Here is a 15,290-nt window from a genome sequence, read left to right on the forward strand (position 1 = left end):
TTCCTGCCTTGGTCTCCGTTGCCGGAACCGTCCGCTGCAGGCACCCGGAACTTCCACTCTAGGCAGCAATCAGGACAAGCGGCTACCTTCTGCCCTGCAGGGCGTCCAGGAGGCGCGCACACCGGATGAAACCGAGGTGGGAGTACGCCTGCGGGTGGTTCCCCAGGTGGGTCTCGGTGCCGGGATCGTATTCTTCGGGCAGCAGGCCGGTTGGCCCGAAGAGGTTCACCAGCTGGTCGAAAAGGTCCCAGGCCTCCTCAACCCGCCCCACCGCAACGTACGCCTCAATCAGCCAGGTGGTGCAGATGTGGAACCCACCCTCCAGCCCCGGCAGGCCGTCGTCGTACCTGTAGCGGAACACGGTGGGACCCACCCGCAGTTCCCGTTCCACGGCCGTGACCGTATCCAGGAAGCGCTGGTCCGAGACGTCCAGCAGGCCTGACAGCCCGATGTGCAGGACGGCGGCGTCCAGATCGGGGCTGTCATAGGCAACGGTGTAGGAGGATGCTGTCTCGTCCCAGCCTTCACGCAGCACCTCGTTCCGGATGGCTGTGGCAGTGGCTTCCCAGGAGGGGTCGGGGGTGCGGCCGTGCCGGGCGGCGGTCTGCAGCGCCCGGTCGAGGGTCACCCAGCACATCACCTTGGTGTACACGTGATGCCGGGGAGCCCGCCGTGCCTCCCAGATGCCGTGGTCGGGTTCGTGCCAGCGGGCCAGCACCGCGGAAGCCATCTGGACCATCAGCTCCCAGTGGCCGTCGGTCAGCGCCAATTCCTTTTCGCTCAGGGCATGGATCAGTTCCGCGATGGGGCCGAACACGTCCAGCTGGACCTGGTGGTCCGCGGCGTTGCCGATCCGGACCGGCCGGGAGCCGGCATAGCCGGGGAGACTGTCGATGACCGCTTCGGTTGAAAGCGGCGCGCCCGTCACGGAGTAGAGGGGATGCAGCCATTCCGGGCCGGGGGCGTGCTCGAGGATCCGGCCCAGCCAATCCAGGAAACCGGCTGCTTCCTGCGTGGAGCCAAGGTCCACCAGCGCGTTGACGGTCATGGACCCATCCCGCAGCCAGCAGTACCGGTAGTCCCAGTTGCGGGTGCCGCCGATCCCTTCGGGCAGCGACGTTGTGGGCGCGGCCAGCACGGCGCCGGTGGGTTCGTGGACCAGCGCCCGGAGCACCAGGGCGGACCGGCGCACCAGGGAGGGCTTGACGCCGGGCAGGTCCAGGCTCTGCACCCAGCTCCGCGAGTGGAGTGCCACGCCCGCCCGCCGGTCCGTTTCGCCGCCGGGATCTGCGGGCTGGTGTTCGGTGTCGCCGCACCGCAGGTTGAGCACCACTGGACCGTCCTGCAGGTTGACAGCGGCCGTGGCCGTGGCGTGCCGGCCGTCCGAGGTGATGGCGAACTTCACGCCCGGGGCGTAGAGGACAATGGGGTCCGAGGTCCCCGCAACATGCAGTTCGTCGCCGCGGGCCTCCATGCTGAACGGCGCATTGGCGTAGTCGGGGCGGGGGGCGAAGACGATCCGGGCCGCACCGCTTCCGGACAGGACCCGCACCAGGCTGGTGATGCCTTCCGGGGCAGGTTCAAGGTAGTCCGTGACCGTGACGTCCGCCCAGCGGGTCTCCACGATCATGGTGCTGTCCACATAGCGCTGGCCCAGCACCTGGGAGGCCTTGACGGGCTCGATGGAGAAGTGCCCTGCCGCGTCGCCGCCGAGGATGTGGGCAAAGAGTGATCCGGAGTCCGGGAGCGGATGGCTCATCCAGCAGATCCTGGCGTCCGGGGTGACAAGGGCCGTGGAGGATCCGTTGCCGATCATGGAGTGCCGCTCAAGCCCCACGGCGTCCTCGCCGAACAGCCACGCCCGGCGCAGTTCGAACAGGATGGCCAGGACCCGGGCAAAGCACTCCGGGTCGCGGAGCCGGTGCGCGGCGCGGGTCTCCCCCGTGCCCACCCGGAGGCCCATGTCCGGCCCGCGGAGGGTGGCGATGGCCAGCTCGTCGCTGTAGGCGTCACCGGCGTACATGGCAGCGCTGGCGCCGAGCCGCGACCGGAGGTTTTCCAGCGCCTCGGCCTTCGCCGGTTCCACGACGGAAAGGTCCAGGACCGACCCGTCCACGATGAAGAACAGCCCGTGGCTGCGGGCTATCTCCCGGGCGGTTTCGGTGACGGCCGCGACGACGTCCGCGGTGGCAGGCCGGGTGTGGACCGAAACGGCCACAGGCTTGCGCTCAATCCAGATGCCCTTGTGGAAGCCCACAGCCTCAGTGAGGGCTGCGTTGACTTTGTGCAGGACCGCTTCGGTGGCCAGCGGCTGGACATGCGCGAACTGCATGTCCGGCTCGGCACCGTGCGAGCCGATGAGGTGCACTTCCGCGGGCAGGCGGGATACGGCAGCCAGGTCACGAAGCGAACGGCCGGAGATGACGGCGGCATGGGTGTTGGGCAGCGCCGCCAGTGCGCGCAGGGCGATGGCAGCGCTCCCCAAAGGGAGGGTTTCCGTGGAGATCCCCTCGGCATCGCAGAGCGTCCCGCCGTAATTGCATGCAACCAGAAGCCCCGGAACCCGGGCCAGGACCTTGAGTTCCGACAGCAGGGTGGGAGTCAGCCCGTCGCCGGCCGCGTCAGACTGGATGAAGGAACGGAGCAGCCCCAGCGGGAGGGACCTGGTAAGCAGCGCGGAATCCGCCACGCTTTGGTTCAGCGGCATCGCCATTCGTGCACCCCTTAGGCAGGACGCACCCGGTAAGGCAGCCGCGGGATGGCCCGCGGCGATCGGGTGGTGCCCCTCCCCGGAGGTCCGCCGGAACTCCGGAGGGGACATCCCTCATGGTCCGCCCGGCCGGTTTCCGCCGAAAGTCCCCACCATTGCGTATGTGTAAAAGCACTGCGTATGTGGAAAAGTCCGGCGGCGGGTGGCCGCCCCCAGCTACACCCGGGCCAGGCCGGCCGCCTGGGCAAGCAGCTCGACGGACCGCAACCGGGCCTCGGTGCCGGTGCTTTGGTGGGCCACGATGAGTTCGTCGGCGTCGGCGTGCCGGCCGAAGCTGTCAAGATACTCCATCACGGCGTCGGGCGTGCCCACCGCCGAATAGGTCATCATCTGGGAGACGTGCTGGCCCTGCGGTGAGTCGAGGATCATGTCCGCTTCGTCGTCGGTGAACTCCCGCCCGCCGCCGAAGAACAGGGAGACCCTTGCGCGCTTGGTCTCCTGCAGCATGGCCTGCGCTTCAGAGGCGGAATCAGCGGCAATAACATTCACGCCGGCAATCACGTGCGGCGCATCCAGCTGGGCGGAGGGCTTGAATTCCCGGCGGTAGATGGCCACGGCATCCTGCAGCGCGTTGGGCGCAAAGTGCGAAGCGAAGGCGTAGGGAAGTCCCAGCTGGGCGGCCAGCCGTGCGCCGAACAGGGATGAGCCCAGGATGTAGAGCGGCACGTTGGTGCCCTTGCCCGGGGTGGCTTCCACACCCTGGATGCGGGTGGGGCCGGTGAGGTAGCCCTGGAGCTCCAGGACGTCCTGCGGAAAGCTGTCCGCGGACATCGGGTCCCGCCGCAGCGCACGCATGGTGTTCTGGTCGCTGCCGGGTGCGCGGCCCAAGCCGAGGTCGATGCGCCCCGGGTGCAGGGTTTCCAGGGTGCCGAACTGTTCGGCGATGGTCAGCGGCGAGTGGTTGGGCAGCATGATGCCGCCGGCGCCCAGCCGGATGCTTTCCGTGTGCGCGGCCACGTGGGCGATCAGCACGCTGGTGGCTGACGAGGCGATGGAGGACATGTTGTGGTGCTCGGCGTACCAGATCCGCCGGTACCCCAGCCGCTCGGCGCTTTGCGCCATGGCCACGCTGCCTGCGAAACTCTCCGCCGCCGTCTGGCCTTTGCCGATGGTTGCCAGGTCAAGGATGGAAAGCGGAAGAGTCACGTGAGGTGCCGGCCTTTCGAAGCGTTGCGTAGTTTTGCCCGCCGGGTCACGACGGGCACGAAAGGCATAACGACGGCGAGGCCCCGCTTATTTCGAACGGGCGAAAGACTTCCGGGACTACCTGGCCAAAAGGAATCACGCCATTAGATGGCGCAGCCTCCGTATCCGATCTGCGTGTCGATGGCATTGATCTTCGTCTGCACTGCCCCCAGTTGATCCTGCAAGCTGCGCACCACTGCCTTCTGCACATCAATGGCTTTACTGTTGCTCCCCTTCCTGCCCGCCAGGCCGGCCAGCACACCCTGGGCTTCCACCAGCTGCCGGTCAAGCGCGTTCAGCTGGAGCTGCAGGTCCTTGAGCGCTGATTCCGCCGCGGTGATCTCACCTTCCAGAGCAGTGAGCTGGGCCAGAAGCGGCGTCACCCTGCCCTGCAGCACGAGGATCTCCGCTTCCTTGGACTGGATTTCCGCGTTCTTCAGGGCCAGGTCAGCCACCAGCTTGTCCATAATCGCGTTCAGGCTTTCGATCTCTTTCGTCTTGCCGGAAACCAGACTCTGCGCTGCATCAACAGCCGCCTGAAGGGCCGGAAGTTCGCCTTTGAGACCTGAAATTTCCAGCTGTTTTGCTCCCACCGCGGATTCCGCTGCAACACGGGCCGCCTCGGCCTCCGCCAAAGCCACCTTCCTTGCCTCCACCACGGACTCCTGGCCGGCAATGGCTTGCTCGGCAGCGGCCACGTTCCCGATGAGCGCCGGCAGCGCCGCTTCCAGATCCTTCAGAATCTTCTCCTGGGTGGAGAGTTCGCCTGATGCCACAGCGGCTGTGTCCGTAAGCACTGTGAGCTGCTGTTGCAAAGCGTCCAGTTCAGTCTGCTTCCCAGCGACGGCAGTGTTCGCCTGGTCCACGGCGCCCTCAAGCGCGGGAAGTTCGGCCGTGAGCTTCGCGATTTCGCCTTCTTTGGCCGTGACGGCCGCATTCGCAATCGTCAGGACCGACTGCAGCGGCACGGACAGCGTCTGCAGCGCGCTGCTTTCCTGCTGCCTGGCCAGCAACTGGCTGTTCAAGGATGACACCTGCGCGTTAAGGGCCGCAAGGTCCCCTTGAAGTCCGGAAATCTCGGCGTCTTTGTCGTTGATCTGCGCGCTGACGGCAGCCAGCAACGTCAGCTTCTCAGCCCGTTGGGTAATAAGGCCGTTCGCGCTGCCATTGTTCTTGTCTATTTTCGCCGTCAACGCCGCGATCTCTGCTTCAAGAGTGTTCTTGTTGGCCTCCAGCTGGCCCAGCTGGGCCTGGGCCGTTGCCAGCTCATCCTGTATGGCCACTATGGCGGTATTTATGGTGCTGATTCGGCCTTGGAATACCGCTACCTCCGCTTCTGCCTCAGCGATGTGGTTATCGTTGGCTTTCACCGCGGCCGCAGCTGCCGCTGCCTCCGCCTCCAAGGTGACGAGCCGTGCCTCGGCCGCAACAATCTCGGCGGTCTTGGCTGCGAGCGCTGCCGCTGCTGAGCCGGCGGCAGCTTCACGAACCTCCAGATCCGCTTCGACGGCCGCGATCTCAGCTTTCTTATCTGCCACGGCTTTGTCCGCTGCCGCCGCCGTTGCCTCCAGTTCCGCGAGCTTCTGCTCTGCCAGCCGTATGGCCTCCCGCTGCGCCTGCAGGGCTTCCTCAGCGGCTTTGCCTGTTGTCTCCAATGACGTGAGGTCAATTTTGGCTGCGGTCAGTTCGTCCCTTGCGGTGGCTACAGCCGCGACGGCTTCTTGCGCCGTGGTGGTCAGGGTTACTAGATCGTCTTCTGCCGCCTCGATGTGAGCTTCCTTGGCCGCCAGTTCAGAGGCCGCGTTCCCGGCGGCCTGCTGAAGGACAAGAAGCTCGTCGGCGGCGGTATCGATCGCGCGCTGGGCACCGGCCATTTCCGCGGTCAGGGCAGCGGCTTCGGCGCGAAGACCGGCAGCGGCCGCTTCAGCCGCAGCCTGCTGCTCAAGCAGGGGCGCGAGCTCGGCTTCGACCCCAGCCTTGTCGACATGCAGGATGGCCAGGGCCTCCCGGGTGTCTGAAATGGCGGCCAGCGTTGCGGTTTTCTCCCCGTCAAGCCTGGCGATGTCGGCCTCGGCAGTGTTGACGTCTTTCGCCAGCTGCTGTGCCTCCGCCTCGAGGGCCGCCATCTCCGTATTCACTGCAGCCTTCTGCTCCATGAGTGCCGCCTGCTGTGCCGCCAGCCCATCACGTTCAGCCTGCAGCCTGGCAATGACATCGGCGTTCTTTTTGGCCGCGGCTTTCAGCAGGTTTTCCTGGACGGTCCCCCGGTGTGCCAGCTGGTTCACCACGCCATTGCAGATCGATCCGTTGGACGATGTCCCGGCGACGGCCGGCTGCACCAGCACCAAGCTGGTGGCCAGCAGGCCCGGCAGGACAACGGCAGCGGCGAGGCGGCGTGGAACCGACGGCTTTGACGGGGAAGTGCGCATGTGTGCTCCTGAGACCGGTGAGCGGCCCCCATTGGCCGCTGCTAGCCCAACGGTAGGTTGCGGCAGCTGCTAAGCACACGCGTAATCCCACACCTGTCTTTAGGCCCCAGGTACTCGTTAAAAGGCGACACCCGGCGCGCGCTACTTGGTTCTTGACTCGGCAGAGGGCCCGAATATGACCGCCGCGGTCCCCCGATTAACCGGCGTTACGCCCTGTATCTCCGGGTTGCGGCGGCCTTTGATTCCCTTCGCGGCGCTGGCGGATAGTTGCTGCAACGAGCACACCCGATGCAACCGCTACCTACTTCCCAAGGGGGAATCTTGGCCATCACCAGAACGAAACCCGCCGCCGCCGCGGCCCTGACAGCAGCAGCATTGCTGGGGCTGGCTGCCTGCGCTGATCCGGGCGCGACGGCGGCGACAGCACCGTCGTCGTCCTCCGCGACAGTGGCGGGGAAGCAGTTCAACCTGTCCCCGGAGCAGGACCGCTTCAAGGTCACCGTTGACCCCGCTGCGGCGGCACTGGTCCCCGAGGCCATCAAGGCCGACGGGAAGCTTACCATCGTGAGCACCGGCGGCACTGCTCCGCTGAGCCTTTTCGCGACCGACAACAAGACCCTCATCGGCAGCGAGGTGGACATCGCCTACGCGGTGGGCGAGACGCTTGGCCTGGAGGTCGAAGCGCTTCCCGTGGCCTGGGCTGATTGGCCGCTGGGCGTTGAATCCGGCAAGTACGAGGCCGTGCTGTCCAACGTGACCGTCACCGAGGCCCGCAAGGAATAGTTCGATTTCGCCACTTACCGCAATGACCTGCTGGGCTTCTACGCAAAGAGCGATTCAAACATCGGCGAGATCAAGGACGCCAAGGACGTGGCGGGCAAGCGGGTCATCGTTGGCTCCGGCACCAACCAGGAAGCCATCCTGGTGCGCTGGGACGAGGAAAACAAGAAGAATGGCCTGGCGCCGATCGAGTTCCAGTATTACGACGACGATTCCGCCTCGTCGCTTGCCCTTCAGTCGGGCCGGGCGGACCTGACCTTCGGACCCAACGCGGGTGCCGCCTACAAGGCTGCGCAGGATGGAAAGAGCAAGCAGGTGGGCACGCTCAACGGCGGCTGGCCGCTGACGGCGGAAATCGCCTTCACCACCAAGAAGGACAACGGCCTGGCCGTGGCTGCCCAGGCAGCGCTGAACGAACTGATCGAAAACGGCACCTACGCCAAGATCCTGGACCGCTGGGGCCTGTCATCCGAGGCAATCCAGAAGTCCGAGTTGAACCCGGCAGGCCTGCCAAAGAAGTAAAGGTCCTGCCGACGAAGGAATCCCCGCCGGGCACCAGCCCGGCGGGGATTTTTATGCCCAATTCCGGCGGTGGCGTGAACGCCGGAAACTAAGCTGTTAAGGAGCAGGTCCAGGTCCATATAAGTATGAAAGGGACGAGCCATGACGGACGGGAAGTATGACATTGACGGCCGACTGGCGCAGCTGTTGGCCGCAACTGTCCGGCTCGACCCTGATGCAACGATCGAGTTGACTGTTGTCGTTGACGGGACCATCATTTCGGGATCGGTCGCGTCCGGGCAGGCCTGGGAGCGGCGGCAGAATGACCAGATCCGCGTCGGCAGCCCGGCCATCGCCGACGCCTTCGCCTCCGTTGCCTCACCCGCGGACGAACAGAAACTGAACGATGATCTGTACGTTCATTTTCTTGGCCCCGTGCTCGTGACAGGGGGACGCCAGGTCCGCCTGCAGGCAACCAGGGTCGATCTGCGTAAAGTCGCGGCCTGGAGCATCGGACGTGTGCCCGCTGATCAGGAATGGCACCGCCCTGCCAACGACTGAAGTCCCACCGCGGCCGCAGGAACTAAAACGGCGGCGGTTCCGGCGGCTTGCCTGGATCAGGCCCCGGATGGACTTCCACGGGTTCGCTGATGTGGACGCGGCCGAATGGTGATTGCCACTCGAGGTTGCCGGACCCAGGCATCTGCCTGTACTTCCAGGCCCCTATGGACTTGAGCGCGTGGTGTCTTCGGCACAGCATTGCAAGGTTGCCGGCGTCGGTCGGTCCCCCGTCCTGCCACTCAACGGTATGGTCGGGTTCGCAAACAGAGACCGGGCGGGTACAGCCCGGGAACCTGCAGGTGCCGTCACGGCTGTGCAGGTACCGTAGCAACGCCTTCGGCGGACGGTAAGCCGTCCGCCCAACCCCGAGGGCTTTGCCGGTGGTGCAGTCAGTGAAAAGCCGCTGCCAGTTGGGGGCCAGTGCCGCCAACTGTCGGGCGGTGGGACCGTCAATGGGCCCGTAGCCGGCAAGTTCCGCGGAGTCCAGTGTCGCTTCGCTTCCTGTGCCGCCCCCGAGTGCCAGGCCTAGGGGAATGGTCACTACCACCTCGGCCCGGAACACCCCGAACTCTAACTCCCCAGTTCCGCCGAGGAGACGGTGGGCCAGTGCATCCGCCCGGAACTCCGGGAGCGTGCTGGAGCCGGACCGGACACCGTCCCCAACAATGGCGCCTGAGTCACGGCTATGTTCCGCAACCTTGGCCTTGATCAGCCGTGCGTCGTGGTCGAGCCGTAAATGGCCAGGCCAACCTCTGCAGGAAGGGAGGCGGTGAGGGTGCACATCCCGTCCGGCTCGGGTGAGAACCACACGCCGCGTTCGCGGTGGGCGGCTGCTTTCCGGGCCGCGAGGCTCTCTGGATGGAGCCGCTCACGCAGCCTGCGCAGGCAGCTGCGCAGTTCGACGGCGGTGCGGAGACGGCCGTGGCGGGTCCGCGTCCGTTGCAGGGCCACCCGCGAGAACTTTTCAGCGTGCCCGGCAGGCAGGAAGCGCGCCTGTTCGAGGATGGTCCGTGCGTGCCCGTTGGAAATCTTTCCTTCTTCAACCGCTTCAAGAACTTCCCATTGGGACGTGGTCAGTTCTGCGGCTTCATTCAAGGAGCGTGCGGCTGAACCTTCGGAGACGGCGCAGGCGGTAGCCACCTCTGTGACGGCGAGCGCATGGGCCTCGTCCCCGCCAAAACGCACGGGCTGCTCCTCCCGCCTCACCGGGGTCTCTTCGCCAACGGCCTCTTCGACCCGGGCCAGGGCACGCGTTTTCATGGCCGTTCCCCAGGCAATGAGCCGGTCTGCTGATGCGACGAGCCGAAGAGCCTGGTCAGCCGAGAGGAAGGAAGGGAGTGGAAAGCTCACGGTCCCGACCAGAAGTGGATCCCCATCCGCGAAGGCGACAGCAGGAACCCAGGCATCATCAGCCTCCGGGGCCGTTTGATGCCGCATGCGCTGCCCTCCTCCTGAGACGTCGGGTTTTCCTTATCCGGACGCTTCCAGCCTAGGTGCGGGGTCTGACAAACGCCCTACAGATGCTGCTCCCACACCGTCAGCTGCAGCTGCACAGCCCCAGCGGAAGGCTCGACGACGGCGGCACCCTCCTCGCCGTCGTCGGCCTTTCCACCGCGGTGCCAATTCATCAGGCGCGGACCGTCTCGGCGGAGCGCACGGGCGTCTCCAGCCCCAGGTTCTCCCGCAGGGTGGTGCCCCGGTATTCGGTGGGGTAGACGCCGCGTTCCTGGAGTTCGGGCACCAGGTGGTTCACGATGTCGTCCAGCCCCGTTGGAATGAGCCACGGTGAGACGTTGAAACCGTCCACCGCGCCCACGCGGGCGTACTCGGCCAGCTGGTCGGCCACCGCAGCGTAGGAACCCGTGAAGGTGGAGTCCACGCGCGCGGTGCGGGACGTGACGAACTGGCGGATGGAGAGCCCCTTGTCCTTGGCCTCGGCCCGCCACTGGTCCGCCAACTGCCGTGCCTTCGCGCCGTGGAAGCCGCTGCCCCGGGTTTCAGAGGTTTCCTCCACCACGGGATCAATCTCCGGAAGCGGGCCGTCGGGATCGTAGTCGGACAGCTCACGGCCCCAGAACTGTTCCAGGTACGCCACCGCCTGCTGCGGACCGATCTGCAGGCTGCGGACCCACTCCTTCTTCTCCGCCGCCTCTTCCGCGGTGGGAGCCAGGATGAATTCGCTGGCCGGCATGATCTGCACCGCGTTGGCCCCGCGGCCGGCAGCCAGCGAGCGCGCCACGAGGTCCTGGCGGAACTCGACGGCGTCATCGAACGTGGGGTGGGCGGAGAAGATCACATCGGCCTGCCGCGCTGCGAAATCACGGCCTTGCGGGGAGTCGCCGGCCTGGAACAGCACCGGCCGGTACTGGGCGCTCCGCGGCAGGCGGGGGGTGACATCCACGGTGTAGTGCTGCCCCTCATGGAGCACCGGGCGGGCAGGACCGTTCGGGGTCTCCCAGGAGTCCCAGATCCGCTTTGCCGTCTCCACGAAGGCTTCGGCGTGCTTGTACCGGTCCGCGTGGTCCAGGTAGCCGCCGCGCCGGAAGTTCGCCCCGGTCCAGGCGTTGTCCGTAGTGACGATATTCCACGCCGCACGGCCGCCGGAGATCAGGTCCATTGAGGCGAGCCGGTGGGCCAGATCCGCGGGATCGTTGTACGTGGTGTTCTGGGTGGCCACCAGACCGATGTTGTTGGTGACCGAAGCCAGCGCCGCGAGCATGGTCTGGGCGTCCGGCCTGCCCACCACGTCCAGCGCGTGGGGCCGGCCGAGATGTTCCCGCAGGCGGAGCCCTTCACCCAGGAAGAACGCGGCGAACAGCCCGCGCTCGGCGGTCTGGGCGATGCGGCGGAACGATTCGAAGTCGGTCTGCGAGCCGGATTCCGGGGCCTTCCAGATGGTTCCCGAGTTGACGCCCTGAAAGAAAATGCCGAACTGCAGCTTCCCTGTCGGCGTGAAAACATTGGATGTAGCACGGCTGTGCTGCGTCATGGTTTTTCCCTCACTTTCCGGTGCCGGCAGCGGCGGATGCATAGCGGTTGGTCGGACGTTCGAGGCCCAGCAGGTCACGGAAGGTGCCGTCCTGGACGGGAGAACGGAGGGCACCGCGCCGCCTCAGTTCCGGCAGGACCAGCCGGGCCAGTTCCCCGAGGTCCACCGCGAGCGACGCCGGGTGGAGCCGCACGCCGTCGGCCTCTGCGAGCAGCGGCGCCAGGAGGTCAACGAGGGCTGCCGCCGGGCCGGTGTACCTCGCCCGGCCGCTGTCGGCGCCGGCCCCGCGGTCCCCCGCAGCCTGCCCCCGGGCGTCCAGGACGACGTCGAGCTCGGCAACCACCGCCACCGAAGCTCCGACGCGGGTGCGGACGTCGCGGACCTCGGCGGCCAGCAGTTCAGGGGTCGGCGCGTTCACCAGCACACCGTCCACGGCGTCCGCTGAAACCCCGCCCAGCAGGGACGCCGGAACCAGCACCGGCAGCTGCCCCTGGAGCGGCCTGGGAATAATGGATGGGCCCTTGACCGAATAGGCCGCGCCCGCGAAGTCCGCCGGGGTTTCAAAGTCGGCGTAGTGCAGCTTGTCCACGTCGATGTAGCGGCCGGTGGCGACGTCACGGATCACCGCATCGTCCTCCCACGAGTCCCACAAACGCCGGGACACCTCGATGGAGGCAGCGGCTTCCTGGCCCAGCGCAGCGCCGCTCACAAATTCGCGTCCGACGGCGGCAGCGGCTTCGGGTGATTCCCCTGCGGTAGCGATCCATCCGGCGCGTCCGCCCGCCACGTAGTCCAGGCTCGCGAGCTGCGTGGAAACGTGGAACGGCTCCGTGTACACCGTATCCACCTCCGGCACCAGGGCTATGGTCCGCGTGATGGGGCCGGCGTAGGCCGCACGCTGCAGGGCGTTGGCACGCCCGGGTGCCGGTTCATCGGTAAAGGTGGCCACATGGAACCCGGCGGATTCCGCGGCAAGCACGGCTTCGGTGAGGCTGCCGAAACCGGCACCGTCCCACCCGGCGCCGTCGAGTTCGATCGCCAGGAACCCGGCGCGGGCTGATTCGTTGGTGCTCACTTCCGGTCCTGACGTTCGTAGGGGATCTTCTCGCCGGCTTCGATGGCCACGGGCAGCCGGTTTTCGGCCGGCGGCAGCGGGCAGGTGGCCAGGTCCGTGTAGGCGCAGGGCAGGTTGACGGCCCGGTTGAAGTCCAGCTCCACCGAACCGTCCGCGGCCGGCACCACGGAAAGCGAACGGTTGGCTGCGTAGGTGGTTTTGCCGGAGGTCTGGTCCGTAAACAGGACGGACAGCGAACCGGGTGCGTGGCCGTTGAACGCCGTCAGCGCCAGTTCCCGGCCTGCCAGTTTGAAACGGATTTCACCCGGGGCCTCGTAGACATGCTGGATGCCTTCGACGGCGGCCCCCACCGTGGTGGGCCGCGGCGCCTCGAAGGGCACAAAGGTCCCGCGGACGGCGTAGGCAGCGTCCGGCGAGTAGGCAGGGGTGCCCTGGTATTCGCGGAGCAGTGCGTTCTCCGGGTTCCGCGGCCGCACAATGTACTCGCCGCCGCGCTTCGCCACCTCAATGACCGTATCGCTGGACGCCAGGTTGATCCCGCCGCGCTCCTCGATGGATCCCAGCTCAATGGTGGCACCGGAGCCGGTGTTCAACTCCCGCCCGTCCCGCTGCAGGCTTTCGCTTGCCTCCAGGACGATGCGGACGGCGTCGTCCACTGCACTCCACGTGCCGGGAACATCGTCCAGCCGCCTGGCGGAGGAGTCCAGCCAGTGCAGGTGCGTGACGGCGAGGAAGCCGTGCGGGTGCGCGCGCTGGCGTTCGTGGGCCGTGTGCCATTCCTGCCAGTCGGCGTCGAAGGACTCGAGGGCGGTTTCAGTGTGCGTAGACAAAGTGTCTCCTTGTGGTGCTGGTGCGGGCGGATTCGGGGCGGTTGCCGTAAGGATCTTCGGCTTCCCACAGCGTGGTGGGCGCGGCCGCCCGGACAGCGGGAATGACCTCCAGCGCGAACCGCTCCAGGACCTCCAGCTGCTGTTCGAACGGCAGCGTGGTGGGCAGCGAGATGGACTGCAGGTCGTGGCCGTACAGCGAGTGGTAGCTGAGGATTTTGTCGATCACCTGCTCCGGGCTGCCCACCAGCGCGGGGCCCTCGGCCACCGCGTGCTGGATGTCCCGGAAGGGTGTGTTGTTGCCCGGCACGTTGCGGTTCGCCGTCAGGGCCTCATACACCGGCCCGAACTGCCGGATGGCCTCCTGGGTGGTGTCCGCGATGAACACCCCGCCGGCACCGCTGCCCGAACCCACGTACTGCTGCCGGGGATCGTGGCCGTGCCGCTCATACTCCGCCCGGTAATGCTCGATCAGCACCTGGTAGTTCTCCCGGGGCTGAATGGCGTTCGCCGTGAACAGCGGGTCACCCCATTTGCCGGCAAGGGCGGCGGACGTCAGCGTTGTAGCAGAGCCGTGCCAAATCCTGGGCGGACCGTCAAAGGGGCGAGGAGTGGTGGTGGTTCGCTCTGTCAGCGCCGGGCGGAAGCGCCCTGACCAGGTGACTCCTTCTTCACGCCAGAGCCGGCGCAGCAGCCCATACTTCTCGGCCAGGAGGTCCCACTGGTCAGCGAGGTCCAGCCCGAACAACGGGTATTGCAGCACCTCGTTACCCTTGCCAATCACCAGTTCCAGCCGGCCGCGGCTGAGCTGGTCGATGGTGGCGTAATCCTCGGCCACCCGCACCGGGTCCAGCACCGACAGCACGGTGACGCCGCTCTGCAGCCGGATCCGGTCCGTCACGGCGGCGATTGCTGCCAGCACCGTGGTGGGCGAGGAGGAGATAAACTCCCCGGCGTGGCGCTCCCCTATGGAGAAGCTGTCGAACCCCAGTTCCTCGGCCCGCCGCGCGGTTTCCACCACCTGGTTGAGGCGGTCCGCTGTGGAGACGATCTCCCCGGTCACCGGGTTTTTCAGGTGCGGGATGATGTCCAGGACCTGGAACTTCATGAGGTCTTCCCGGAAGGAACGGCACTGGCCGTCGCCTGGGCGGCAGCGAAGGTCTCCTCGGTGATGGTCTTCGACTCCGGCAGCGCCTCCTCGGACAGGCCCCAGCGCTCCAGCACCTCTGCGTACGAACCGTCCTCAATGGCCGCGTTCAGGGCCTCGGTGATGACCGGGGCCAGCCCGTTGCCGCGAAGGGTGGTGGCTGCCACCAGGGTTTCCGAGGGCCAGCCGGCGTTGACCTTGCCCACCACCTTCAGGTCGTCCCGGGTGTTTTCCCGGTACACCGTGGACGGGTAGGGGGCGATGTTCAGGTCCGTCCGCCCCGAGGAGAGAGCCAGGATGGTGTCCGCGTCCGACGAGTAGTACTGCAGGGTGGCGGGTGCCTTGCCCTTGTCCTCGAGTTCCTTGTTCCACGCGAGAAGGATCTTCTCCTGGTTGGTGCCGGACCCCACGGACACCTTCAGGCCGGAGATGTCATCCGCGCCCTTGATGTCATAGCTGGCGGACTTCTTCGCCTCGAAACCCATAAAGGCGGCGCGGTAGCTGGCAAAGTCGAAGAGCTTCACCCGGTCCTTGTTCACACCCACGTTGGAGAACACAGCCTCGAAGTCGCCGGACTGGGTCTTCAGCGGCCAGTTTTCCCAGGAGGTGACCTGGACATCCAGCCCCAGGCCCAGCTTGTCCGCCACCAGTTGCGCGATGTCCAGCTCGGATCCAATGGGCGTCTTGTCGTCCGTGGCGTGGAAGGACAGCGGAATGGAACCGGCGGTGGTGGCGATGGTGAGCTTGCCGTCCTTGCCAATGAGTTCGGGGACCTTGGCGGCGAGCGCCGGATCCTTCTCCGCCCGGATGCGCTGCTGGTCCGGGGACGCGTTGTAGACCACGCCGTTGCGTGCCGCCGTCGTCTCAGCTCCGCCCGTGGCAGAGCCCGCAGCTGTTGCACCGGGATCGGCGCAGGCAGACAGCGCGGCTGTTCCGAGGAGTACGACGGCGGGCAGCGCCGCCAGGGTGCGCCTGTTGCGGAAGCGTGGGGTGCGGATGCCGGCAGGTGAAGAGAATGACATGGGA

At 66.6% G+C, this 15,290-nt stretch carries 11 protein-coding genes and 1 pseudogene; 2 read left to right on the forward strand and 10 right to left on the reverse strand.

The window, feature by feature from the left end; translation table 11 throughout:
- Positions 1 to 82 precede the first annotated feature (82 nt).
- The 3 genes from B5520_RS02205 to B5520_RS02215 all read right to left on the reverse strand — a co-directional run bounded on the left by B5520_RS02205 (position 83) and on the right by B5520_RS02215 (position 6,384).
- Positions 83 to 2,713, reverse strand: coding sequence for a trehalase-like domain-containing protein (locus B5520_RS02205; protein ID WP_079595420.1), 2,631 nt, complete (start codon positions 2,711 to 2,713; stop codon positions 83 to 85).
- Positions 2,714 to 2,926: 213 nt separating this feature from the next.
- The gene (locus B5520_RS02210; RefSeq protein ID WP_079595421.1) at positions 2,927 to 3,916 is read right to left on the reverse strand and encodes an LLM class flavin-dependent oxidoreductase; all 990 of its coding nucleotides are present in this window, start codon (positions 3,914 to 3,916) and stop codon (positions 2,927 to 2,929) included.
- 143 nt (positions 3,917 to 4,059) lie between these two features.
- Positions 4,060 to 6,384: a hypothetical protein gene (locus B5520_RS02215; protein WP_079595422.1), complete on the reverse strand. Its 2,325-nt coding sequence runs from the start codon at positions 6,382 to 6,384 to the stop codon at positions 4,060 to 4,062.
- 321 nt (positions 6,385 to 6,705) lie between these two features.
- Here B5520_RS02215 and B5520_RS02220 point away from each other — a divergent pair.
- Both B5520_RS02220 and B5520_RS02225 read left to right on the forward strand, forming a co-directional pair.
- Positions 6,706 to 7,686 (forward strand): annotated as a pseudogene (locus B5520_RS02220) (ABC transporter substrate-binding protein).
- A gap of 141 nt (positions 7,687 to 7,827) precedes the next feature.
- Complete coding sequence (locus tag B5520_RS02225) at positions 7,828 to 8,226, forward strand: hypothetical protein (RefSeq protein WP_079595423.1); 399 nt, start codon at positions 7,828 to 7,830, stop codon at positions 8,224 to 8,226.
- A gap of 22 nt (positions 8,227 to 8,248) precedes the next feature.
- Here the strand turns inward: B5520_RS02225 and B5520_RS02230 are convergent, their stop codons facing one another.
- From B5520_RS02230 to B5520_RS02260, 7 genes are all read right to left on the reverse strand, one after another.
- A complete protein-coding gene (locus B5520_RS02230) occupies positions 8,249 to 8,767 on the reverse strand; it encodes an HNH endonuclease signature motif containing protein (protein WP_368483714.1) in 519 nt (172 codons plus the stop codon).
- A gap of 167 nt (positions 8,768 to 8,934) precedes the next feature.
- On the reverse strand, positions 8,935 to 9,663 hold the full coding sequence (locus B5520_RS02235; protein WP_079595425.1) for a DUF222 domain-containing protein: 729 nt from the start codon (positions 9,661 to 9,663) through the stop codon (positions 8,935 to 8,937).
- A 190-nt stretch (positions 9,664 to 9,853) separates the two neighbouring features.
- The gene (locus B5520_RS02240) at positions 9,854 to 11,215 is read right to left on the reverse strand and encodes an NtaA/DmoA family FMN-dependent monooxygenase (protein ID WP_079595426.1); all 1,362 of its coding nucleotides are present in this window, start codon (positions 11,213 to 11,215) and stop codon (positions 9,854 to 9,856) included.
- 10 nt (positions 11,216 to 11,225) lie between these two features.
- Entirely contained in the window at positions 11,226 to 12,290 is a 1,065-nt protein-coding gene (locus tag B5520_RS02245) for an LLM class flavin-dependent oxidoreductase (RefSeq protein ID WP_079595427.1), read from the reverse strand.
- Positions 12,287 to 13,120 carry a DUF1684 domain-containing protein gene (locus B5520_RS02250; RefSeq protein ID WP_079595428.1) on the reverse strand — a complete coding sequence of 278 codons (834 nt, stop codon included), beginning with the start codon at positions 13,118 to 13,120 and terminating at the stop codon, positions 12,287 to 12,289. Before B5520_RS02250 ends, B5520_RS02245 begins: the two co-directional genes overlap by 4 nt.
- Positions 13,104 to 14,225 carry an LLM class flavin-dependent oxidoreductase gene (locus tag B5520_RS02255; RefSeq protein ID WP_079595429.1) on the reverse strand — a complete coding sequence of 374 codons (1,122 nt, stop codon included), beginning with the start codon at positions 14,223 to 14,225 and terminating at the stop codon, positions 13,104 to 13,106. The genes B5520_RS02250 and B5520_RS02255 overlap by 17 nt, the downstream gene beginning before the upstream one ends.
- A complete protein-coding gene (locus tag B5520_RS02260; RefSeq protein ID WP_079595430.1) occupies positions 14,222 to 15,286 on the reverse strand; it encodes a transporter substrate-binding domain-containing protein in 1,065 nt (354 codons plus the stop codon). Before B5520_RS02260 ends, B5520_RS02255 begins: the two co-directional genes overlap by 4 nt.
- Positions 15,287 to 15,290 lie beyond the last annotated feature (4 nt).

Source organism: Arthrobacter sp. P2b, from assembly GCF_900168295.1.
Taxonomy (GTDB): Bacteria; Actinomycetota; Actinomycetes; order Actinomycetales; family Micrococcaceae; genus Arthrobacter.

Coding starts and splice junctions, on each gene's coding strand:
- B5520_RS02205 (WP_079595420.1), bottom strand. CDS start 2,713: ATGGCGATGCCGCTGAACCAAAGCGTGGCGGATTCCGCGCTGCTTACC.
- B5520_RS02215 (WP_079595422.1), bottom strand. CDS start 6,384: ATGCGCACTTCCCCGTCAAAGCCGTCGGTTCCACGCCGCCTCGCCGCT.
- B5520_RS02225 (WP_079595423.1), top strand. CDS start 7,828: ATGACGGACGGGAAGTATGACATTGACGGCCGACTGGCGCAGCTGTTG.
- B5520_RS02235 (WP_079595425.1), bottom strand. CDS start 9,663: ATGCGGCATCAAACGGCCCCGGAGGCTGATGATGCCTGGGTTCCTGCT.
- B5520_RS02240 (WP_079595426.1), bottom strand. CDS start 11,215: ATGACGCAGCACAGCCGTGCTACATCCAATGTTTTCACGCCGACAGGG.
- B5520_RS02255 (WP_079595429.1), bottom strand. CDS start 14,225: ATGAAGTTCCAGGTCCTGGACATCATCCCGCACCTGAAAAACCCGGTG.
- B5520_RS02260 (WP_079595430.1), bottom strand. CDS start 15,286: ATGTCATTCTCTTCACCTGCCGGCATCCGCACCCCACGCTTCCGCAAC.